We start from the raw sequence: 21,723 nt of genomic DNA, 5'->3' as shown, positions 1-21,723 counted from the left end.
CACCACGCAGGCGTTGGTGATGCTGGCTCGCAAACTTGCTCGGGTGGTATTCGCCTTGCTGAAAGGGCAAAGCGAATATCAGACAAAAGTCAGTTGAGGGCTTCCCCTCAACCATAGAATCTCCCACAGTTGAACTGTAGTGGACTCAGGTTTTGTGGACAGCACAACTCACTGTGGGAGCGAGCCTGCTCGCGAAGGCGTCCGTCGCCGCACCAAAAACCCGACAGGCAAATCCCCAATTTCCGATCGCAATAAACATCTTTTAGCGCAGACGTTTAAGGACACTCAGCGTTACGCGAAACCACCCACAAATCCTTGCGCCGCTGCCTACGCCTAAGCCAGAATCCGCCGGCTTGTGCGCCCTGGCCATGCTGCGTAACTTTAATCGGGTCACTGATTCCCAGTGATCGGGTTTAGTAGCCCGGATTAGTTGACTTACGGTTGCACAAGAAGCATCCAGTCGGGCTTTGGCTTGCACTTGATGGTAGCTGTGCGCATGGCATCTTCGGGTGCGCCGGATCTTGAGTCTTCTACCGGTCTACTAACTTGCGCACAGCTGCCTCCCCTTTCGTTTAGTAGCGAGATGGCTGCAGCTCTTCTGGAGAAAGACTCAATGTTCAAAGTAACGCCAAACCCGCCGGTCACCGACCCGGCCTCGCCCTACGAATCGTCTGATTCAAAGAAATTCCACGAAGCCGCCGAACGCGCCCTCGACCATTACCTAGGCCCACCAACCGCCGAGATCATGGCCGCGCCCTACAAACCCAACGCGCTGTACATGGCACACCCCGAGTCCGATAACGAATCCCTGTTGGTGGATGCCAGTGAAACACTGGGTTCGGCCACCGTCATGATCAACAACCACATCGCGCTGGTTGAAGGCACCCACCGCAAGACCCTGCAAGGCATTGCTCAGGTGGTGATGCTTGCGGAGTTGGCGGTTAATCGCGTGCTGGATCGATTAGTGCCGACCGAGTAACGAAAAAACCCGCAGTCAAACCGTGATGGTTTGGCTGCGGGCTTTTCTGGGCGGCTTGAAACTGCTTCAAACACTGATCGCGTTGGTAAACACCAACCGATTGCCAAAGGGGTCAGCAATGGTCATGTCCTGACTGCCCCACGGCATCGCCTGAATCTGCGGGTGCGAAAACTTGTAATCCTTGGCCACCAACTGCTGCTGAAACGCTTCCAGCTCATCGGTCTCGATGCGCAGCGCCGAACCGGGCGTGGCATCGCCATGGTGCTCAGACAAATGCAGCACACACTCCCCCCGCGACACTTGCAGATACAACGGGAAGTTCGCTTCGAAACGATGCTGCCAGTCGATCTTGAAGCCAAGGAAGTCGACGTAGAATTCTACGGCTTTGGCTTCATCGAAAATCCGCAGGATCGGGGTGGTTTTGCCGAAGCTCATGGGGTGCTCCCTGACTGGTTGGCCCAAGAGTGTAGCCGGGCTGGATGTCAGCAATTCGGCCTGTTGATGACTTTCTTTAATCTCAGAGTGCCACTATGAGACGTGAATCAAAAGATCGCGGCCTTCGGCAGCTCCTACAGGGATATACGTTCCACTGTAGGAGCTGCCGAAGGCTGCGATCTTTTGGCGCCATCAGAATCAATGAAACCCTTGGCGCAAATCACCTTCGCGTGCCAGAAAACGCCCCTCCCTCCGGCCATTCGCCTGACCATCGTGATAACTCAACACGCCGTTAATCCACACGCCATCAATACCCTGTGCCGCGCGTTGCGGATCACTGAAATCCGCCACATCACGCACGGTCGCCGGATCGAACAACACCAGATCAGCCCAATGTCCTTCACGGATCTCGCCCCTTTCCTTCAAGCCAAATCGCGCTGCCGACAGACCGGTCATCTTGTGTACGGCGGTGTGCAGCGGAAACAGCCCGACGTCGCGACTGAAATGTCCGAGCACCCGTGGGAAAGCGCCCCACAGGCGTGGGTGCGGGAACGGGTCTTCCGGCAGTCCGTCAGAGCCCACCATCGACAACGGGTGCGCGAGGATTCTTCGTACGTCCGCCTCGTCCATGCCGTAGTACACCGCGCCCGCCGGTTGCAGGCGTTTGGCGGCGTCGAGCAGCGGCATGTTCCATTCGGCGGCGATGTCGATCAGGTCGCGGCCGCTGACTTGCGGGTGCGGCGTCGACCAGGTGATGGTGATGCGGTGGGCATCGGTGACTTGCTTCAGATCCAGCGTCGACGAGCTCGCCGCATACGGATAGCAGTCGCAGCCGACCGGATGGGTTTTCGCCGCTTCTTCGAGTGAGGCGAGCAACTGCGGACTGCGCCCCCAGTTGCCGACACCGGCACACTTGAGGTGGGAAATGATCACTGGCGACTTGGCGTGGCGCCCGATCTGAAACGCCTCATCCATCGCTTCCAGCACCGGGGCGAATTCGCTGCGCAGATGAGTGGTGTACACCGCACCGAATGCCGTCAATTCTTCGGTCAGTTGCATGACTTCATCGGTGGAGGCGTTATAGGCGCTGGCGTAGGCCAGACCTGTGGATAACCCCAGTGCACCGGCCTCTAGACTTTCGCGCAACTGCTCGCGCATGGCGGCAATTTCGGCAGGCGTCGCGGTGCGGAACAAGTCATCGAGGTGATTGCTGCGCAGCGCCGTATGCCCGACCAACGCTGCCACATTCAACGTGGTGTTGGCCGCTTCGACTGCGGCGCGGTAATCGCTGAAGCGTGGATAAACGAATGCCGCTGCCGTACCGAGCAGATTCATCGGATCCGGCGGATTGCCTTTCAGACTGACCGGCGACGCGCTGATTCCACAATTGCCGACGATCACCGTGGTCACGCCTTGGCTGAGTTTTGGCAGCATCTCTGGCTGACGGATGACCACGGTGTCGTCGTGGGTGTGCACGTCGATAAAACCCGGCGCCAGCACACGCCCGGCGGCGTCGATTTCTTCTTTGGCGGTGGCGTCATGCAAGTCGCCGATCCGTTCGATGCGACCGTTGAAAATCGCCACATCGGCGCAGTAGCCGGGCGTGTTGCTGCCGTCGATGATCAGGGCGTTGCGAATCAGCGTGTCGTACAGCATGTCAGTCTCCCAGCGGCAGGTGATCGTCGCCGCCACGGTATTCGTCGAGGGCGAGTTTAATCCGCCGAAGACGTTCTTGATTGTCTTCAGGATTGGCCAGCGCCAGCTCGGTCGCGAGCACGTCGATGGCAAGCAACATGCCGTAACGCGCCGCCGTCGGTTTGTAGATGAACGATGTCTCTGCGCCTTGCAGCGGCAGGACGATGTCGGCCAGTTCCGCCAGCGGCGAGTCGGCACGAGTGATGGCGAGGATGCGCGCGCCGTAGTTGCGCGCCAGCTCGACAGTCTCCAGCAATTCCGGGGTGATGCCGGTCAGCGAGCAGACGATCAGCACCTGTTCGGCGTTGAGGCTGGCGGCAGTGACACGCATCATCACCGCGTCGTGACACACCGCAATCGGGTAGCCGAGGCGCACCAGACGTACCTGCAATTCATCGCTGCACAGGGTCGAGCAACCGCCCATGCCGAACGCGTGAATCATCCGCGCCTGGCCGAGCAATTTCACCGCATCGGCGAAGCGTGATTCGTCGAACCCGGCCAAGTGCTGACGCAACGTGGTTTCGATATCGCCGACAATCTGCCCGTAAAACGCCGACTGTTCAGGCGTGCCCGCCGGGTCGAGAAAACGACTGCCGACGCCGCTGGCCTGGGCCAGTTGCAGACGCAGATCGCGCAGGTCACGACAGCCGACGGTGCGGGCAAACCGCGACAGTGTGGCGGTGCTGACTTCGGCGCGTTGCGCCAGATCTTCGAGGCTGGCGGAGGCGGCAAAGCCGACGTCGTCGAGCATCAGCCGGGCGATGCGCCCTTCGCCGGCGCTGAAGGAATCCTGGCGGGCGCGGATCTGGTAGAGGATGTCCATGGCGGCGGGCTCCGGTTACAGCAGGTAAGAAAGGCCAACGGTCAGACCGAAAGCGACCAGCGAGATCAGCGTCTCAAGCACGGTCCAGGTCTTGAACGTCTGCGCGACCGTCATGTTGAAGTATTCCTTGATCAACCAGAAGCCGCCGTCGTTGACGTGGGAAAAGATAACCGACCCGGCACCGGTCGCCAGCACCAACAGTTCGGGGTGTGGATAACCCAGACCGATGGCAACGGGCGCGACCACGCCAGACGCCGTGGTCATCGCCACCGTGGCCGAACCGGTGGCGACCCGCATTAGCGCCGCAAACAGCCAGCCCATGATCAGCGGCGACAGGTGAAATTCGTGGGCGAGGCCGACAATCTGATCGGTCACACCGGCATCGACCAGAATCCGGTTCAGACCACCGCCCGCGCCGACCAGCAAAGTAATGCTGGCGGTCGGCGCCAGACATTCGTTGGTGAACTTGAGGATCGATTCACGGTTGAAACCCTGCGCAATCCCAAGCGTCCAGAAGCTCAGCAATGTCGCCAGCAAAAGCGCAATCACCGAGTTGCCGATGAACAACAGGAACTGGTTGAAACCGCTGCCCGGTGTGGATATCAGGTTGGCCCAACCGCCGATCAGCATCAACACCACCGGCAACAGAATGGTCGCCATGGTGATGCCAAAACCCGGCAGTTTGTCGCGCGGTTCGCGGTCGAGGAATTGTTTTTCCAGCGGGTTATCCGCCGGCAATTGAATACGCGGCACGATGAATTTGGCGTACAGCGGGCCAGCGATGATTGCGGTCGGAATGCCGATGGCAATCGCATACAACAACGTCTGCCCGACCGACGCCTGATAGGCCTGCACCGCGAGCATCGCTGCCGGGTGCGGCGGTACCAGCGCATGCACCACCGACAGCCCCGCGACCATCGGCAAACCGACCATCAGAATCGACACGCCGACGCGCCGCGCCACGGTAAAGGCAATCGGCACCAGCAACACGAAACCCACTTCGAAGAACAGCGGCAGCCCGACCAGAAACGCGATGCAGACCATCGCCCAGTGCGCGTTCTTCTCGCCGAACTTATCGATCAACGTGCGCGCCATCTGATCCGCGCCACCGGACTCGGCCATCATCTTGCCGAGCATCGTCCCCAGCGCCACCACCAGCGCAATGTGCCCGAGCGTCTTGCCGACCCCGGCCTCATACGCCCCCACCACACCCGACGGCGGCATCCCCGCCACCAGTGCCAGACCAATGGAAATCAGCGTGATGACAATGAACGGATTGAGCCGGTAACGGGCGATCAGCACGATCAAAGCAATGATGGCGACGGCGGCGTAGACCAGCAGCCAATAGCCGAAGGAAGGCGTCATGCGGTACTCCTCGCAAGGGTCACGTTCGAATGGGTTGTGAAACTCATAAATCATTTCGAGATCGAGATTTCAAACCACATGAAAGTAATTTTCGTGGACAGGCAAGGCGTGTCGCGGATGGATATGTCTTGTCGTGATTAATGAAAATTAGGGGGCGGGATTTTCATAAGTTTCCTGGCAGATGAGAAACCTATGTGGGAGCGAGCCTGCTCGCGAAGCCGGTCTCGCATTCAACATCTCTATCGACTGAAGCACCGCTTTCGCGAGCAGGCTCGCTCCCACAGTTTGATTGCATTGCGTCAGGTACAACGCGGATCACCTGTGGGAGCTGGCTTGCCAACGATGGCGGCGGCATGTTCAACATTGATGCTGACTGGTCGATCGCTATCGCTGGCAAGCCAGCTCCCACAATTTGATCGTATTCCTTCAGATGGAATGCGGACAACCTGTAGGAGCCAGCCTGCTGGCGATGACGTTGTCACATTCAACATCTCTGTCGACTGATCCACCGCTTTCGCGAGCAGGCTCGCTCCCACAGTTTGATCAAATTTCTTCAGACAGATAGCGGACAACTTGTGGGAGCTGGCTTGCCAGCGATGGCGGCGTCATGTTCAACATAGATGTCGGATGATCAGCCGCTATCGCCAGCAGGCTGGCTCCCACAGGTATTGTGGTGTTGAAAGAATCACACCATTTCGTTACGAATCCATTCCACCACCGACGTACGTTTCGGCGTCCAGCCCAGCAGTTCGCGGGCGTGTGTGCCGCGTACCCGGCTGTTGGAGCCAAGGCCGTAGTTGGCCATTTCATAGCCCCACTCGGCTTCGGCATCCGGAAGTGGCCAGTCTTGTGGCTGGCCCAGATTCAGGGCTTCGGCCATGGCGGTGGTCATGTCGATGAACGACGCTTCGCCGCTTTCAACGAAGTAGAAAGTGCCCGGGACGTTTTTGCTCAGCGCCAGCAGGTACAGGGCGACGACGTCTTCGATGTGTACGTTGGACCAGATGTTCTGGCCGGTGCCGACATGCCGAACCACGCCGCTTTTGCGTGCCTGTTTAAGCAGACGCGGCAACTGCACGCTGTCGCGGTTGACGCCCAGGCTGTGGCCGTAGATCAGGGTGTTGCAGATGACCGCCGAGTTCACCCCGTCCTTTGCCGCAGCAAGGATCAGGTTGTCGATGGCCACGCGGGCGGCTTTGTCGACGGTCGGTTCCGGCAAATTGTCCTCAAAGTAGATGACGTCGCTGGCTTTACCGCCCGACGCATCGCCGACGATGCTCGAACCACTGGTGTGCAGGAATACTTTGTTCGAACCGCGCAGGACATCAAGCAACGCTTCGACCGCGCCGCGATGGTCGCTGCTGGCGGCGTTGATCACGGCATCGGCGGCGCGGGCCTGTTCGGTGAGCAAGGCTTTGTCGTCGAGGGTGCCGATCACCGGGGTGATGCCCAGTGCTTTGAGTTCATCGGCCTGTTCGGCGCTGCGCACCAGACCCGTGACGTTGTGGCCGGCCTGAACCAGACCGGTGGCGATGGAGCCGCCGATAAAACCGGCAGCACCCGTGATGAATACGTTCATGGAGAATCTCCCTGCGTGAATAAGTGATGGGTCCAGTATCGACCGATGAGAGGGACGTAAAAACCCGCCCTTGCCCAAATCACTGTTGCGCAGGGGTCACGAATCAGCCCTTGAAGTCGGCGCTGGCGTAGGCCGCGAGTTTGCTCTGGATGAAGTCGAGGAAGCACTGAATGCGCAGCGCCAGTTGCGAATTACGGTAGTACACGGCGTTGATCGGTTGGCGATAACCGCTGTTGAATTCCGCCAACACGACCTGCAAACGCCCGGCGCGAATGTCGTCGATGGTCATGAAGTGCGACAGGCAGGCGATGCCTTGCCCTTCCAGCGCCAGGTGCCGCACGGTCTCGCCGCTGGAGGCGCTGATGGCCGGGGTGATCAGCCAGCGATCACCGTGCACGTAACGCAGCGGCCATTGGTTGAGGCCTTCGTTCTGGGTGAAGCCGAGCAAGGTGTGCTCGCTGAGGTCAGCCACTTGCTGCGGCGTGCCGTGTTTTTTCAGATACGCGGGACTGGCGACGATCAGCAGCGGACTGCAACCGAGCGAACGTGCGTGCAACGTGGAATCGGCGAGGGTGCCGATACGGATGGCGATATCGGTGCTTTGTTCCAGCAAGTCAATGATCAGGTCATTGCTGTTGAGTTCGAGCTGGATGTCCGGGTAGAGCCGGCGGAATTCGTCGATGTACGGGACAACGGCGTGGAGCATGAATGGCGATGCGGCGTTGATCCGCAAGCGCCCGGACGGGGTTTGCTGGCGCGAGGACAGCCGCTCTTCGAGTTGCTCCATCTGGTCGAGAATCAGCTTGGCCTGTTCGAAGAAATACTTGCCCTCCTCGGTCAGGTCCATGCGCCGCGTGGTGCGGTTGATCAGCGTGGTATCAAGCTTGGCTTCCAGCCGCGACAGCGTGCGACTGACCGCCGACGGCGTCTGCCCGACCTGCTCGGCAGCGGCGGAAATCGAACCGCACTCGATCACACAGACGAAAATCTGCAACTCATCGGATCTGGCTTTCACGGGTGTCCTCTTTGAAATCGCCAAGATCGCAGCCTTCGGCAGCGCCTACAGTGAAATGCGTTCCCCTGTAGGCGCTGCCGAAGGCTGCGATCTTTTGCTGTTACAACCGATAGTAGCCCGAAACCACTCAAGCCTTGAGGCCAAACACCTCGCTCAAATGCTGCTCGTAGCGCGCCACATCATTTTCGATGTTCGGGCGTTTCATCACGTCCACACAGAGGAAGGTCGGCAAAGCAGTCATGCCCAAAAATTCATTAGCCTTGTGAAACGGGAAGTACACCGCGTCGACGCCTTTGGCTTCGAAGAAATCATTCGGATCATCGAAGGCTTGCTGCGGCGCGTTCCAGGTCAGCGACAGCATGTATTGCTTGCCCTGAATCAGACCGCCGCTGCCGTACTTCTGCGAGGCATCGGAACGGGTACGACCATCGCTGGCATAGAGGCTGCCGTGGCCTTCGGTGAAGACTTCGTCGAGGTACTTTTTTACCGTCCACGGCGCGCCCATCCACCAGCCCGGCATCTGATAAATGATCACGTCAGCCCAGAGGAATTTGGCCACTTCTTCGGCAACGTCGTAGCCCTCGTCGATGAAAGTGGTTTTGACGTCAACGCCGCCGCGATCCAGCACGCTCAGCGCGGTTTCGTGCAGGGTGGTGTTGTAGCGACCGTCGGAGTGGGCGAATTTTTTACCGCCATTGAGCAACAAAACTTTTTTCATGAGAAAGCCTCGGCGCAGCCCTTGGGCTGGATGGAGAAGGGAAAATTGAATGGCCGCAGATTAACGATCCGCCTCACGCGGAATAAGCCAGGGTTGCGCAAAATACATTTGAGTAAAACGCACGAATCGACAGTGGATTGTTGCCGTAGCATCCGCAGCCATCTGAATCCGAGGAGTTGTTGTGATGAGTGAACGCCAGGGTTTCATCCTGCACGCCAAGACCCGCCCGGAAAAAGCCGAGGCTTTCGAAGCGCTGTTTCGCGCCTATGTCGAGCCGAGTCGCGCCGAACCGGGCTGCATCGAGTACCACATGCTGCGCGATAAAGAAGATCCGACGCTGTTCATCTTCTACGAGATCTGGGAATCCCAGGCCCATCTCGATGTGCATTCGGCGCTGCCGCACATGAAGCAGTTTTTCGAGCAGCGCATGGACTATCTGGAGCGCGACTTCGATATCCGCCTGATCGACATGCTCAGCGAAGCATCGGCTAACCGCTGATCAGCAAGTGGGCGCCGAGCGCGCCCAGACCGACGAAGAACACGCGCTTGAATAGGATGGCGCTGATTCGCTGCCGCAGCCATTGGCCGAGCAGCATGCCGAGTACGGCCGGAATCAGCGCCAGCAGCGAGGCACTCAACTCGCCGCCACCAAGGGCGTCGCGCCAGAACAGGCCGCCGGCCAGCGCCAGGGTCGAAACCGTAAATGACAGGCCCAGTGCCTGCACCAGTTCATCGCGACTTAAATTGAGCGCCTGCATATACGGCACGGCCGGGATGACAAACACGCCAGTGGCCGACGTAATAGCGCCAGTGATGACACCGCAGACCGGGCCGAGCCAGGGTTCATGGCGAGGCTTGATGTGCAGCGTCGGCAGGAACAATCCGCTCAACGCATACAGCAACAGCGCCGCGCCCAGCCCCTGCACCACCCAATGTCCGCCCGCCATGCCGATCCACAATGTGCCGACGCCGGTGCCGAGGAAGATCATCAGCAGCATCGGCCACAGGCGTTTGATCAGCCCTTTCAAATGACCACCGAATGCCAGTTGCCACAGGTTGGTCAGTGTTGCCGGGATGATCAGTAACGCCGCTGCCTGCGAAGGTGCCATAGCCAGACCGAGCAGGCCCATGGCAACGGTGGGCAGGCCGAGGCCGATGATGCCTTTGACCAGACCGGCCAGGATGAAAGTGGCGATCACCAGTAACGAAAGGGCAAGACCGAGGTTTTGGTAGAAATCTGCGAGTGTATTCATGGCGCTAATGTGCGCCGGTCGAGGGCGGTTGAAAATCTGCCATATACTGAGGAAGCCTCTCTTTTAACAAGAGGCTGATATTTTCATTAGGCGACTGACCCCTTCGCGAGCAGGCTCGCTCCCACATTGGATGGGTGTCGTACACAATTCCCCTGTGGGAGCGAGCCTGCTCGCGAAGGGGCCAGCCCAAACCCACTAAAACCAGAGGCCACCCTCATGCACTTCGACCTCACCGACCTGCGCCTCTACTTGCACATCCTCGACACCGGCAACATCACTGCCGGCGCTGCCCGCAGCCACCTTTCGCTAGCAGCAGCCAGCGCGCGAATCCGCGCGATGGAAGCCTCGTTGGGCATCGATTTCCTGGCGCGCGGTCGCCGCGGCGTCACCCCGACACCGGCCGGCAAAGCGCTGGCACACCACGCGCGCATCCTTCTGCAACAGGCCGAACGCATGCAGCAGGATCTTGCCGACTACGCCCAAGGCGTCAAAGGGCAAGTGCGCTTGTTGTGCAACACCACCGCCATCACCGAATACCTGCCGGAAGTACTGGCGGACTTCTTGCGCCGCCATCCCAATCTCGACATAGATCTGCAAGAGCTGCCCAGCGCGCGCATTACCCACGCCTTGCGCCAAGGTGCGGCAGATCTCGGGATTGTTTCCGATGCGGTCGACACCAGCGATTTACAGACCCAAGCGTTTTGCGACGATCCGCTGGTGTTGATCCTGCCCGTCGACCATCCATTGTCTGACGCCAGCAACGTCAGTTTCAGCGACGCCATGCATCATGACTTCGTAGGATTGAGCGCCGACAGCGCACTGGCGATTTATCTCGAAGAACAGGCGCTGCACAGCGGCTCACGCCTGCAGATCCGCATCCGCGCCGACGGCTTCGATGGGGTGATACGCATGGTCGCCCGTGGCGCCGGATTGGCCATCGTGCCAATGGCCGCCGTCGAGCGCGCGACATCACGTTCTTTCAAGTGCATTGCCCTGAACGATGCGTGGGCGCGCCGCGCCTTGCTGCTCTGCGCCAAGGATTTCAGCACCCTGCCGGGTTACGCCAAAGCTCTGCTGCACGCCTTGACTCTCCCCTAAGGGGCAGACTTCATCCTTGGCTTTTGATCAGCAAGGACAGTGACCATGGGCAAACGTATTCTGCTGATTCTCGGCCATCCTTCGAGCGAGAGTTTGTGCGGCGCACTCGCCGAACGTTACGCACAGTCAGCGCTGGCTGCCGGGCACGAGGTGCGCCAACTGCGCCTTGGGGACCTGGTTTTCGACCCAGTGCTGCGCGCCGGTTATCACCAGATCCAGACGCTGGAAGATGACTTGAGCGCGGCTCAGTCCGACATCCTCTGGGCCGAACATCTGACGTTGGTCTACCCGATCTGGTGGGGCGGTATTCCGGCGTTGCTCAAAGGTTTTTTTGATCGCGTGTTGTTGCCCGGTTTCGCCTTCAAGTATCGAAAAGGCAAAGCCTTCCCCGACAAGTTGTTGAAGGGGCGCACGGCGCATCTGTTGGTGACCATGGATACGCCGCCCTGGTATTACCGCTTGATCTACCGCATGCCCGGGCTGCATGAAGTGCGCAAGACTACCCTGCAATTCTGCGGAATCAAGCCTCTGCGCACCCTCACGTTCGGCCCGGTGCTCGGCTCCACCGATCAGCAACGACAAACCTGGCTGCAACAGGCACAGGCTATCGCTCACCACTGAGTCTGCCGATAATGCGCTGCGCTGTTATCTGTTTAAAAAAGGACTTTTATGTACATCGGCCAAGCCGCGCAACGCTCCGGCACCACCATCAAAAGCATCCGTCACTACGAGTCGATCGGGCTGTTGCCCAAACCCCGGCGCCAGGGCAACTATCGTCTCTATGATCAGCAAAGTGTCGAACTGCTGATCTTCATCAAATGCGCCAAAGACATGGGCTTCCGGCTCAAGGAGCTGCAGGCGATCTTCGCCGAACATCACGGTGAAGCGATGCCTTGGGCGTTGGCACAACAAGCCATAGAGGCAAAAAAACGCGAGATCAATCACAGCATCGCCGAGCTCACGCAACAGTACGCGCAACTCGAAGGCTTTGAAGCCAAGTTGGGGCGGGCCAGAGCCGAATGCCCGCTGGAGCATCTGTAACCGCCAGCGCGTTTCTGAGCAGCTCGATGTCGAGCACAGACAACTGACCGGCCACCGGGCGCTATAGGGTGCGACTTCATTCCTGAAGTCCATCGACCGGAGTCCCCATGACCGCGACCGCCCCTATCACCGTTTTGCGTGACACCCACCCGCTGCCAGTCCTCGACGCCTGCAAATGGGAAAAACTCGAAGGCGACCCGCACACCGTCAACCTCAACGCCTACACCAGCGAAGACGGCAGCAAGATCATGGGCACCTGGATCTGCACGCCGGGCAAGTGGCGCGTCGATTACGTGAAGTGGGAGTACTGCCATTTCCAGGAAGGCTACTGCATCATCACCCCGGACGGCATGGCACCGATCCACCTGCGCGCCGGTGACATTTTCGTGGTTGAACCGGGGATGAAAGGCACGTGGGAAGTGGTCGAGACCGTGCGCAAATATTTCGTGTTTGCCTGATGCAAAAAAGCCGGGAAATCACCCGACGTGATTTCCCGGCAAACAATATCAGATACACGCAATGCCCTTGTGGGAGCGAGCCTGCTCGCGAAAGCGGACGGTCAGTCACTTCCTTGTTGAAGCGACCGCCGTCATCGCGAGCAGGCTCGCTCCCACAGTTTGTTCAGCGCTGCCCTTCAATTGCAGGCTTGCGATAGCTGTTGATGATCGCCGAGAAGTCTTTCCCGCCGTCCCCGCGCAGGCTCATCGCCTGATACAACTGTTGCGCCACCGCGCCGAGCACCACCGGTTGGTGCGCCTGCCGCGCCGCTTCCGTGGCCAGCCCCAGATCCTTGAGCATCAACTCCGCCCCGAAACCACCGGTGTAGCCGCGCGAGGCCGGCGCCGTTTCGACGATGCCAGGCCACGGGTTGTACATCTCCGAACTCCAGCAGCGACCGGTCGAGCTGTTGATGATGCCGGCCAGCACCGAGGTATCAATCCCCAGTGCGTCGCCCAGTGCCATAGCTTCACTGACGCCGACCATCGAGATCGCCAGCAGCAGGTTGTTGCAGATCTTGGCAATCTGTCCGGTGCCGACTTCGCCACAATGCACGATGTTACGGCCCATCTGCGCCAGCACCGGTTGCAGGGTGGCGAACAACTCTGGCGTGGCGCCGACCATGAAGGTCAACGTCCCTGCGGTGGCGCCGCCCGTGCCGCCGGAGACCGGTGCATCGGCCATGGCCACGCCTTGTTTCGCCGCCGCAGCTGCGACATCACGAGCGGTCTGCGGATCGATGGTGCTGCAATCCACGGCCGGTACGCCTTTACCGATGCCGGCCAAAACACCCTCTTCACCGAGCCAGACGCTGCGCACATGCACGGCGGCCGGGAGCATGGTGATCACCAGTTCAGCGTCCTCGGCAGCTTCGCGAGCCGACGAACGAATGGTGCCGCCCAGTTGTTCAAGCTCTGCCAGCACGGTTTTGTTCAGGTCGACCAGATTCAGCGCATGGCCAGCCTTGATCAGGTTGCGCGCCATCGGCGCGCCCATGTTGCCCAGACCGATAAATGCAATTTTCATGGCACGTTCCTCAGCGCAGGTTGATGGTGGTGTTCACGCCGTCGTTGACGCTGTCGTCATCGAACCAGCGCGCCGTGACCGTTTTGGTCTGGGTGTAGAACTGCACCACTTGCTTGCCGTACGGGCCAAGGTCGCCGAGTTTCGAACCACGGGAACCGGTGAAGCTGAAGAACGGCACCGGCACTGGAATCGGGATGTTGATGCCGACCTGACCAACATCGATTTCAGTCTGGAATTTACGCGCCGCCGCACCGCTCTGGGTGAAAAGGCCAGTGCCGTTGCCGAACGGGTTGGCGTTGACCAGTGCGATAGCCTGATCGAGGGTGTCGACTTCCAGCACCACCAGCACCGGGCCGAAGATTTCCTGGGTGTAGATCTGCATGTCGGTGGTCACCCCGGAGAACAGGGTCGGACCGACGAAGTTACCTTGCTCGTAACCCGGCACGCTGATGTCGCGACCGTCCAGTTCAAGCTTGGCGCCTTCCTTGATGCCGCTTTCGATCAGGTCGAGAATCCGCGCCTTGGCCTTTTTCGAGATCACCGGGCCGACATCAGTGCCCGGCTCGTTACCGGCGTTGACGGTGAGTTTCTGCGCCAGCGCTTTCAGGTCAGGCAGCCATTGTTTCGCCGCGCCCACCAGCACCACCACCGAAGTGGCCATGCAGCGTTGCCCGGCAGCACCGAAACCGGCACCGACCAGGGCGTTCAGCGCTTGCTCGCGGTTGGCATCCGGCAGCACCACGGCGTGGTTCTTCGCGCCCATCATCGATTGCACGCGCTTGCCATGCTTGCCGGCCAAGTCATAAACGTGGGTGCCGACAGCGGTCGAACCGACGAACGAAATCGCCTTGATGTCCTTGTGCGTGCACAGGCCATCAACCACGTCTTTGCCGCCGTGAACGACGTTCAGCACACCCGCCGGGACGCCAGCCTCGATGGCCAGTTCCACCAGAAGCAGGGTCGACAGCGGATCCTGTTCGGAAGGCTTCAATACAAAAGTGTTGCCGCAGGCGATGGCCATCGGGAACATCCACAGCGGAATCATCGCCGGGAAGTTGAACGGGGTGATGCCGGCGCACACACCGATCGGCTGGCGCAGGGTATAGGTGTCAACGCCGCCGGCGACGTTCTCGGCGAACTCGCCCATTTGCAGGCTGCCGATGGAGCAGGCGTGCTCGACCACTTCCAGGCCACGGAAAATATCGCCCTCGGCGTCGGCAATGGTTTTGCCCTGCTCGGCGCTCAGCACCACGGCGATACGCTTGGAGTGCTCGCGGATCAGCGCTTGCAGCTTGAGCATGATGCGCATCCGCGCGCCGATCGGGGTCAGTTTCCAGGTCTGAAAGGCGTGCTGCGCGGCGCTGACGGCAGCATCGACTTCAGCGGCGGTGGCGAACGGGACTTTGGCCAGCACTTGCTGGGTCGCCGGATTGACGATGTCGTGCCACTCGGTGGTCTGCGACTCGACCCACTCGCCGTTGATCAGCAGCTTGACCTTCTGGACCGTGGTTTCGTTGGGCGTAAGCGATGCGTTCATGCTGGTCTCCGAAATTTGTTTTTATCGTAGGAGCCAAGGCGAAAGGTTCGCCTTGAGATGAGGCGTGTGTCACGAATTGGTTGTCGGACTGTTTTTGGAGTATAGATGTGCAAACTTCTAATAAGAACGCACATATAAGCCCGTCCATCATGCAAAAAAACATCACCTCTCTCGGTTCGCTGAACTGGGACGACCTCAAGTTTTTCCTTGAAGTCGCCCGCACCCGCAAGGCCAGCACCGCCGCCAAACGGCTCGCGGTCGACTACACCACGGTGTCGCGGCGCATCAGTTCGCTGGAAGCGGCGCTGGGCACATTGCTGTTCGAGAAGTCACGCACCAGCGGCTTCGTCTTGACCACCGAAGGCCAGCGCTTGCTGGGTTATGCCGAGTCGATTGAAAGCACGTTGCACATGGCGTGCGAACAGGTGTCAGGCTCCGGCGTGGCGTTATCGGGCCATGTGCGCATGGGCTGCACCGAAGGGTTCGGCAGCTTTTTCATCACGCCGCAATTGAGCCATTTCGTCGACGCCTACCCAGCAATCTCGGTGGACATCCTGCCGCTGCCGCACTTCATCAGCCTGTCCAAGCGCGAGGCCGATATCGTCATCGCTCTGGAGCGCCCGGAGCACGGGCCATACGTGTGCTGCAAACTCTGCGACTACCGCTTGCAGCTGTACGCAACCCAGGACTACCTCGACAAACACCCACCGATCCGCCGCCCGGCGGATTTGAGCAAGCATCAATTCATCAGCTATGTGGATGACCTGGCGTTCAGCTCGGAGCTGCTGTACCTGGCGAACGTGCTGCCTGGCGCCAACGCGCATTTGCGCAGCACCAGCGTCATCGCGCAATTCGTCGCGGCGCAGCAAGGGCGCTCGCTGGCGATTCTGCCGTGTTTCCTCGCCGCACAAGACCCGCGCCTGCTGCCGGTGTTGCCGGTGTTGCCGGAGGAAATCGACATCACCCGGCAGTTCTGGATGTACTGCCGGGAGGATCTGCGCAAGTTGAAGCGGATTACCCTGTTGTGGGATTACATCCGCGAGGTGACCGAGCGCAATCAGGGTCTGTTGATGGGGCAGACCCGTGAGATGCGGTTTGCTGACTGACAGGCTTTCAAGGAATCAGGTAGCCGCATCGTAACGAGGTCAGCTGGCCTTTTTCAACCGTTTTGTAACAGGGGTTGGCACGCGACTTGTAACATCTGAAAGCGCATCGAAGCCCATATCTTGATCGTTCGAATTAACGCTGTCATGGCGGCTACATTGTCGAAGATTGCGATAAAAGCTCTACGGCAAACTGCCATCATTCAAGAGCTCTTTCCAACCCGGTATCCTTCGCCCCCTCAGCAATGACTAGGAAAACAGGGAACAATCAGCAAGGTTTTTGGGATTTGTCCTACAGCCATTGCATGAGCTTCCCGCTAACGTCGATGCTGCCCAGCTACAGGCTGGAAATCCCCAAGGACGAAAGGAAGCGGCATGTCTGGCTATGTACCCAACCCACCGAAGGGCTACCGCAATAGCGGCGTTGAGCCTGTCGATATCCACGCCCAGCGCTGGGCGGAATACAAAGACCTTCCCACCAAAGAAGCAGCCAAGCCAAATAGCTTGGGGTGTGTGTTCGCCAAGAGCTGCGATCTTCCAGACGGTGTGATTGACCACAAGAACCCATCCAGCTTTATCCCTGTCGAGAAGGTGAGCAACTACGGTGAGTTTGCCATTCTCGGTGGCAATGAAACGGATGCAGACGGAAACATCCCTCTCAAGAAGATCAGTGGCAACGCGCTACCCACTGCACTGGGAAGCCTTCTATTAGGTGGTGGTGCTGCGGCTGCTGGTGCGTCTTGTGGTGGCCTGTGTACTGCCGGAGCTGCTGTTGCTGGCGGGAGTGCTGCAACGGGTGCGGGAGCTGCGGGAGCGGGAGCGGGAATAATTACTGCTGGCGTAGTTCTTGGCTCTTTACTGGGAGCTGTAGGACTAATGGTGCCCGGTAATCTCGGGGACAGCAGCTTGTACTCCGAAGAGCAACTGAAGGCGTTAAAGGAAGGCCGTACACGGGTTCGGATTCACGTCGAACAGCGAGCAGATGGCACTCTGAAGGGGTATGGGTACAACACCCAGAGTCGCACTGACTGGGAGATGATTCCCGTTGTGCAATTCGTTGAGCAAGATTCTCAACAGGTCGCAGATTTTGGTGATGGGGTAACCCTGATATGGACGCCAGCCGTTGACCCGTCCAGCACGTCAGGAATCCCACCGTTGGAGGGTGCCCCTCAAGCGCCTCAGATATGGATTTATCCGCCGTCTGAAAAAGCAGATAGCATTATCGTCAACCCGATCTACCCGCCCGAGTACAAAGACTTCATCCTTGTATTCCCGGCTGACTCAGGCATTCAACCGCTGTACATCGTTATCAACGCCCGGTATTCACCGGGAATCGCAACAGGACGGGGTGAAGATGTGTTCGGCATCTGGCTTGCCGGAGCTAGCACAGGGTTAGGTGCTCCAATCCCTACCCGGATAGCGGACGTATTACGAGGGCGAGAGTTTAAGAGCTTCGATACTTTCAGGGGGGCGTTCTGGAAGGCAGTGAGCAATGATCCTGAGCTATTTAGCCAACTGAGCGAGGACGATCAGGCGCGTGTGTTAACCGGCAACGCCCCTACTGTTCGATTCAGAGACTCGGTAGGCAAACGGGTCACCTATGAGATACACCACGTCGAGCTAATTAAAGATGGCGGGGCGGTGTACGACGCGGACAACCTAAGGGTGAATACCCCTCGAAACCACATTGACCTTCACAAGAAAAAGTAGGCACAGCATGGAAGATATCTCTGATTTTACCGAAGCCGAATTCATCGCTTTCATCAAGAACATCCGAGTCGTCAACAAGGGCGGCACGGACGAGGAGCTGGGTGAACTGCTTGAAAAGTTCAGCAAACTTGCGGGTCATCCAGATGGCTACGACCTGATTTTTCACCCTGAGCCCGGTGCGGACAACTCTGCCGAAGGTGTCACAAAGACGGTGAAGGAATGGCGTGCTGATCAGGGCTTGCCGGGATTCAAGGGCGACTAATCCACGATCGGCACACTCACAAGGAGATACACCATGAATGACGATGAACTCGAGACTCTGCGTCAGGGATACCAGACCCCGAATGAAGCAGCTTGGATCAATAATCTCGCCATCAGGTGTTTCAGAGATATAGGTGACGGAGATTACATTGCAGCTCGCTTGGCCCTGAGAGCACGGCTTCCGAGTCAGTTCCTATGGTCGGCTTCGCAAGCGCTGGAGAAATACCTGAAATGCATGCTGCTGCTCGGAAGAGTCGAGGCGAAAAAATTACGTCACGACATAGCCAAAGCGCTGAAGCTAGTGAATGAGAAGCTTCATTTCAATATCAATCTACCCGCGAACGAGCAGGAAGTTTTCCAACATATCGCTGACTGCGAGGGAGATAGATATCTCGTCACCTCACTGACACTGTTCGATCATGAGCTTTCAGCGTTTGATTCGCTGGTATGGCGACTACGTCAATACTGCCACCCCCTGAGCCTCGAACACTACAACGACTCGCCCAGCAATGACGTGCTTTTGAAGAATCTCGCCCAAATTGAGAACAGACTTACCGGAGACCCTAGCGAGGGGCATTTAGAGCAAGGATTTCTTGAAAACATTCTTGCGGTGAACAGCCACCCAGCGAAGGATGGCCTGACTTGGCGAAACGCGAAGTTTGGTGGTAACGAGCCGATTGCTGCTCACCACGGGATAAGTAGTTTCATGGCAATCAACTCGCCACTCTACCTGCACCCTGAAATCGCTAGACCAGTGAATGAATGGATATTCCTTCCAAAGGGCGCAGTTGAAGCCTTCGAGGCGCTTGCAGCGACACAGGCATCAAAGAGTCATTAACGAGCATGGCGGATGCCCGAACACTTCAAACTCCAAATTTCCGCCAAAAAAATCGGCCAAATGCACAAGTGATCTTGTTTCACGGCCAGAACTATAACCTTTAATCCGCCCACACCTACGGACTGTCATCCTGCACGGCGTTTAAACTGAAGGTGTGAGCGGGCAGATTATTCGACCAAAATGTACCATTCAAAACACGACCAATCTATCAAGATTCAACCATAAGTCATAATGAGTGCATCATCGGCGCTCCACAAGTTTCCATACAATCATCATCTGTAGACCACAAAAATCCATCGCTGTTTTTGATAAAAGCTTGATGAATGCATTCGCTTTCTCAGCATCGTGATTGAATGACTCAATGACGTTGTACTCTTTATCTATAAGAACAAAAGCTTTCACCGACTTTGACCCGCTGTGCATATCCTCAACCATGCTGCTCCAATCCTTTGGCTGCATAGTGGATTTACTCTCATCCTTGGGTTTGTCTTTCGTGACAGGGTATCTGAAAAAAGTACTTGAAGGGTCTGTGCCGTCAATTTTTCGTACGCGCTTGTCAAGATCAGCAGATAATTCCCAATCGGCGTCCTTGAGCTGACAGAGAAAATCTAAGTTTGTTTTTATGAGATGCTTCAGGTGAAGGTAAAGCGGTATCAAGGCATGAATGTTTGTGAGCAGCTCGCATTTATTCTTCACAACAATCGCCGCTTCGCCACTGGAAGTATCTGCGTAAGGAATATCAAGGCTTTTATGAAGTATTATTATGCACGACTTCAGGTAAAGCTCAATGGAGTGACGGTAAAGAAAGCTTATTGGAAGATGTGGGTGTAAACCTCCGGCTTCTGGCGTTTTCTCTAGGGCGTCAGCCGAGGCTTTGAAAGAGTTTGCGACGGCACCAAACCCTGAATCGAATTGACGATACAACGGAAGTAACATATCCATATCAACCATCACTCTTAGTCGTTATTATAGTGGTGAATCCGCCATAGCGAACACCCTTTAAACGTTCCACACGTCTGACAACCAACCTTGCTTCTAGGGATGGATGTTTTGGCTCGATACTCTCTTCATAGATGTAGTTGGTGTCTTCCCAGAAAAGACAAATCTTGTCCACAAAGTCCTCTAATATCTCTCTGGGGATTTGCATTGACTGAACTGAAGGCGCTTGGTCTGCCAACGTTGACTGTAAGAACGTGTTAACAGGATCGTGGTACATAGGCCAAAGATCAGGACGAACACCCCACAGTCTTACACTAGAATTGCCATCACCATGACGACACACATTGCCTACCAGCATAAGCAGGTCAAGCGACTCGAATGATACGAATGAAGGGAGAGTGATATCCCGCAACCTCTCAAACACTGTATTCAGTTCATCACCCCAGTACACCGTCCGCACAGAGTTGGCACCTCTACGGTTAGACACAGGGAATGGATCGATGTCTAACTGCTGCTGGCAACCTGCTAAGTAGGTTCGTATCTGTTGTTCCCAGAGAGACTGGATTGAAAGACAGAATGCCATGCGTGTTTTGAAAATTAGCTCACTCAGGTCAGAAATGATAAAACCAGAAACAGGGTCGTCAGACTCTTCCCAGTGCTTTACCTGTGCATCAAGAGCATCTAGCGAAGGGTTTACAACGAGAGTTAAGAACTCCTTGGCGATTGCACCGTAGCGAAAGCTGTAAACATCAGCCATACAGTTCTTCCATGTGAAAATCTCAGGCATCACTTCACTCCCTTCCTATTACTCGCCTTTAAGCTCTAAATAACAAACACGGCCTTGAGCAGTGAAACGATAGCGTGTGCCTCGAACGTTGGCTGAGGCGGAAATCAAACCATTTTCTTTCAGCACGTCTAGAGCAGCATGAGTCTGGATTTTCCCGAGCCTTACTACAGCCTCAATATTATCTAGATCAACCCTTAAGTCACGCTCGGTCAGCGAGGCGATAGCCTTGAGCACAAGCAAATAAATCCCGTTGACCTCCATCTTTTCAGGTGTATCCGAGGCCATCATCGCAACAGAGTTTTTCAGCTCTTCATTCTGAGCCAACAACTCAGAATTTGAGGAAGTTAACAAATGGACTGATGCCAGCAGATTGGCATGCTCAGACTTCAAATATTTATACCGCTGCTCCAGTTTATTCATAGCTGCATCAGTGGCATCCAATATATCGCACTGAGCATTGAAATCATTTATATCAGTAGAGTTCCTGTATAAAAGGTATGCGACCATTCCACCAAAAAACACACATGGCGTCAGAAATATAAGCAGCGTTTGCCAAAATGCTAATGGAGCCTCCAACCGCATAAAAACCGATATTGTATTTAGGATAGTCGATAGCCATGTAGGTAATTCCCCATGCTCAACAACATATGCGATCAGTGCAAGACCAGCAGCGCCCAATATTCCGAGCGACCACTTAGTTATCCTTCGCCAGATTCCATTCACAACGCTGCCCCATAATGCAAAAGACTCATTATATCAGAGCGTAACGATCCTAGATCGCAGATGATTCGTGCGCTCCCCACCGCCCGCCGTCAGACAGGAATCACCTTCCAGGTCATGACCTGAAACTTGACAGAAACAAGCAGAGGCGTTTTCTACGCGAAAACCCAATTCGCCGCCAAAATTGCGGGGGCACTTCAATAATGATTGGGTTCTCCGTTATAAAAATAAGTTTGGTGGTTCTGCCTGAGGTGCTAAGCCAAGTGCGAGGGTGCCAAATGAAAGCCGCAGCTTTCCTAAAAT

At 57.0% G+C, this 21,723-nt stretch carries 23 protein-coding genes and 1 pseudogene; 11 read left to right on the top strand and 13 right to left on the bottom strand.

The genetic code is table 11. The features are described from left to right. A pseudogene (locus CKW18_RS26020) lies at positions 1-97 on the top strand (IS110 family transposase); the annotation flags it as partial. 516 nt (positions 98-613) lie between these two features. Next, positions 614-979 (top strand): DUF6124 family protein, encoded by a 366-nt coding sequence (locus CKW18_RS26015; protein ID WP_095191408.1) that lies wholly within the window; start codon positions 614-616, stop codon positions 977-979. A gap of 66 nt (positions 980-1,045) precedes the next feature. Here CKW18_RS26015 and CKW18_RS26010 read toward each other — a convergent pair whose 3' ends face one another. The 7 genes from CKW18_RS26010 to CKW18_RS25980 form a co-directional block, all read right to left on the bottom strand. Further along, positions 1,046-1,414: a glyoxalase superfamily protein gene (locus CKW18_RS26010; RefSeq protein WP_095191407.1), complete on the bottom strand. Its 369-nt coding sequence runs from the start codon at positions 1,412-1,414 to the stop codon at positions 1,046-1,048. A 198-nt stretch (positions 1,415-1,612) separates the two neighbouring features. Further along, positions 1,613-3,070: an amidohydrolase family protein gene (locus CKW18_RS26005; protein ID WP_095191406.1), complete on the bottom strand. Its 1,458-nt coding sequence runs from the start codon at positions 3,068-3,070 to the stop codon at positions 1,613-1,615. A gap of 1 nt (position 3,071) precedes the next feature. Beyond that, positions 3,072-3,932, bottom strand: coding sequence for a MurR/RpiR family transcriptional regulator (locus CKW18_RS26000; RefSeq protein ID WP_095191405.1), 861 nt, complete (start codon positions 3,930-3,932; stop codon positions 3,072-3,074). A 15-nt stretch (positions 3,933-3,947) separates the two neighbouring features. After that, positions 3,948-5,297 (bottom strand): GntP family permease, encoded by a 1,350-nt coding sequence (locus tag CKW18_RS25995; protein ID WP_095191404.1) that lies wholly within the window; start codon positions 5,295-5,297, stop codon positions 3,948-3,950. A gap of 685 nt (positions 5,298-5,982) precedes the next feature. Beyond that, the gene (locus tag CKW18_RS25990; protein ID WP_095191403.1) at positions 5,983-6,876 is read right to left on the bottom strand and encodes an NAD-dependent epimerase/dehydratase family protein; all 894 of its coding nucleotides are present in this window, start codon (positions 6,874-6,876) and stop codon (positions 5,983-5,985) included. A 103-nt stretch (positions 6,877-6,979) separates the two neighbouring features. Next, a complete protein-coding gene (locus CKW18_RS25985) occupies positions 6,980-7,891 on the bottom strand; it encodes a LysR family transcriptional regulator (RefSeq protein ID WP_095191402.1) in 912 nt (303 codons plus the stop codon). 127 nt (positions 7,892-8,018) lie between these two features. Then, a complete protein-coding gene (locus tag CKW18_RS25980; protein ID WP_095191401.1) occupies positions 8,019-8,609 on the bottom strand; it encodes an NAD(P)H-dependent oxidoreductase in 591 nt (196 codons plus the stop codon). 184 nt (positions 8,610-8,793) lie between these two features. On the opposite strand from CKW18_RS25980, the gene CKW18_RS25975 reads away from it, so the two are divergent. Continuing rightward, positions 8,794-9,108, top strand: coding sequence for a putative quinol monooxygenase (locus tag CKW18_RS25975; protein ID WP_095191400.1), 315 nt, complete (start codon positions 8,794-8,796; stop codon positions 9,106-9,108). Here the strand turns inward: CKW18_RS25975 and CKW18_RS25970 are convergent. Then, positions 9,098-9,862 carry a sulfite exporter TauE/SafE family protein gene (locus CKW18_RS25970; protein ID WP_095191399.1) on the bottom strand — a complete coding sequence of 255 codons (765 nt, stop codon included), beginning with the start codon at positions 9,860-9,862 and terminating at the stop codon, positions 9,098-9,100. The two genes, CKW18_RS25975 and CKW18_RS25970, sit on opposite strands and share 11 nt — an antisense overlap. 216 nt (positions 9,863-10,078) lie before the next feature. On the opposite strand from CKW18_RS25970, the gene CKW18_RS25965 reads away from it, so the two are divergent. The 4 genes from CKW18_RS25965 to CKW18_RS25950 all read left to right on the top strand — a co-directional run bounded on the left by CKW18_RS25965 (position 10,079) and on the right by CKW18_RS25950 (position 12,459). After that, positions 10,079-10,960, top strand: coding sequence for a LysR substrate-binding domain-containing protein (locus tag CKW18_RS25965; protein WP_095191398.1), 882 nt, complete (start codon positions 10,079-10,081; stop codon positions 10,958-10,960). 45 nt (positions 10,961-11,005) lie between these two features. Beyond that, positions 11,006-11,581 (top strand): NAD(P)H-dependent oxidoreductase, encoded by a 576-nt coding sequence (locus tag CKW18_RS25960; protein ID WP_095191397.1) that lies wholly within the window; start codon positions 11,006-11,008, stop codon positions 11,579-11,581. Between the two features lie 48 nt (positions 11,582-11,629). Next, positions 11,630-12,001 carry a MerR family transcriptional regulator gene (locus CKW18_RS25955; RefSeq protein ID WP_095191396.1) on the top strand — a complete coding sequence of 124 codons (372 nt, stop codon included), beginning with the start codon at positions 11,630-11,632 and terminating at the stop codon, positions 11,999-12,001. A gap of 107 nt (positions 12,002-12,108) precedes the next feature. Next, positions 12,109-12,459 carry a cupin domain-containing protein gene (locus CKW18_RS25950; RefSeq protein WP_003221437.1) on the top strand — a complete coding sequence of 117 codons (351 nt, stop codon included), beginning with the start codon at positions 12,109-12,111 and terminating at the stop codon, positions 12,457-12,459. A 163-nt stretch (positions 12,460-12,622) separates the two neighbouring features. Here CKW18_RS25950 and mmsB read toward each other — a convergent pair whose 3' ends face one another. Together mmsB and CKW18_RS25940 are read right to left on the bottom strand one after the other, a co-directional pair. Next, entirely contained in the window at positions 12,623-13,525 is a 903-nt protein-coding gene (gene mmsB / locus CKW18_RS25945) for a 3-hydroxyisobutyrate dehydrogenase (protein ID WP_095191395.1), read from the bottom strand. Between the two features lie 10 nt (positions 13,526-13,535). Continuing rightward, a complete protein-coding gene (locus CKW18_RS25940; protein ID WP_095191394.1) occupies positions 13,536-15,062 on the bottom strand; it encodes a CoA-acylating methylmalonate-semialdehyde dehydrogenase in 1,527 nt (508 codons plus the stop codon). A 149-nt stretch (positions 15,063-15,211) separates the two neighbouring features. Here CKW18_RS25940 and CKW18_RS25935 point away from each other — a divergent pair, with 149 nt between their 5' ends. From CKW18_RS25935 to CKW18_RS25920, 4 genes are all read left to right on the top strand, one after another. Further along, the gene (locus CKW18_RS25935) at positions 15,212-16,168 is read left to right on the top strand and encodes a LysR family transcriptional regulator (protein ID WP_095191393.1); all 957 of its coding nucleotides are present in this window, start codon (positions 15,212-15,214) and stop codon (positions 16,166-16,168) included. 372 nt (positions 16,169-16,540) lie between these two features. Then, positions 16,541-17,875 (top strand): S-type pyocin domain-containing protein, encoded by a 1,335-nt coding sequence (locus CKW18_RS25930; RefSeq protein ID WP_095191392.1) that lies wholly within the window; start codon positions 16,541-16,543, stop codon positions 17,873-17,875. Positions 17,876-17,882: 7 nt separating this feature from the next. Beyond that, on the top strand, positions 17,883-18,137 hold the full coding sequence (locus CKW18_RS25925; protein WP_095191391.1) for a bacteriocin immunity protein: 255 nt from the start codon (positions 17,883-17,885) through the stop codon (positions 18,135-18,137). A 33-nt stretch (positions 18,138-18,170) separates the two neighbouring features. Continuing rightward, entirely contained in the window at positions 18,171-18,974 is an 804-nt protein-coding gene (locus CKW18_RS25920) for a hypothetical protein (RefSeq protein WP_095191390.1), read from the top strand. A 240-nt stretch (positions 18,975-19,214) separates the two neighbouring features. Here the strand turns inward: CKW18_RS25920 and CKW18_RS25915 are convergent, their stop codons facing one another. Genes CKW18_RS25915 through CKW18_RS25905 form a run of 3 tightly spaced genes read right to left on the bottom strand, consistent with a single transcriptional unit; the run spans position 19,215 to position 21,423 of the window. Continuing rightward, the gene (locus tag CKW18_RS25915) at positions 19,215-19,925 is read right to left on the bottom strand and encodes a hypothetical protein (RefSeq protein WP_095191389.1); all 711 of its coding nucleotides are present in this window, start codon (positions 19,923-19,925) and stop codon (positions 19,215-19,217) included. Further along, complete coding sequence (locus CKW18_RS25910) at positions 19,918-20,700, bottom strand: hypothetical protein (protein ID WP_095191388.1); 783 nt, start codon at positions 20,698-20,700, stop codon at positions 19,918-19,920. The genes CKW18_RS25915 and CKW18_RS25910 overlap by 8 nt, the downstream gene beginning before the upstream one ends. A gap of 18 nt (positions 20,701-20,718) precedes the next feature. Further along, complete coding sequence (locus tag CKW18_RS25905) at positions 20,719-21,423, bottom strand: hypothetical protein (RefSeq protein WP_141233159.1); 705 nt, start codon at positions 21,421-21,423, stop codon at positions 20,719-20,721. Positions 21,424-21,723 lie beyond the last annotated feature (300 nt).

Origin of the sequence: Pseudomonas sp. Irchel 3E19 (genome assembly GCF_900187585.1) — a bacterium.
GTDB classification, from domain to species: domain Bacteria; phylum Pseudomonadota; class Gammaproteobacteria; order Pseudomonadales; family Pseudomonadaceae; genus Aquipseudomonas; species Aquipseudomonas baetica.
The sequence above is the reverse complement of the archived record's forward strand: the minus strand, read 5'-3'. Positions and strand labels throughout refer to the sequence as shown.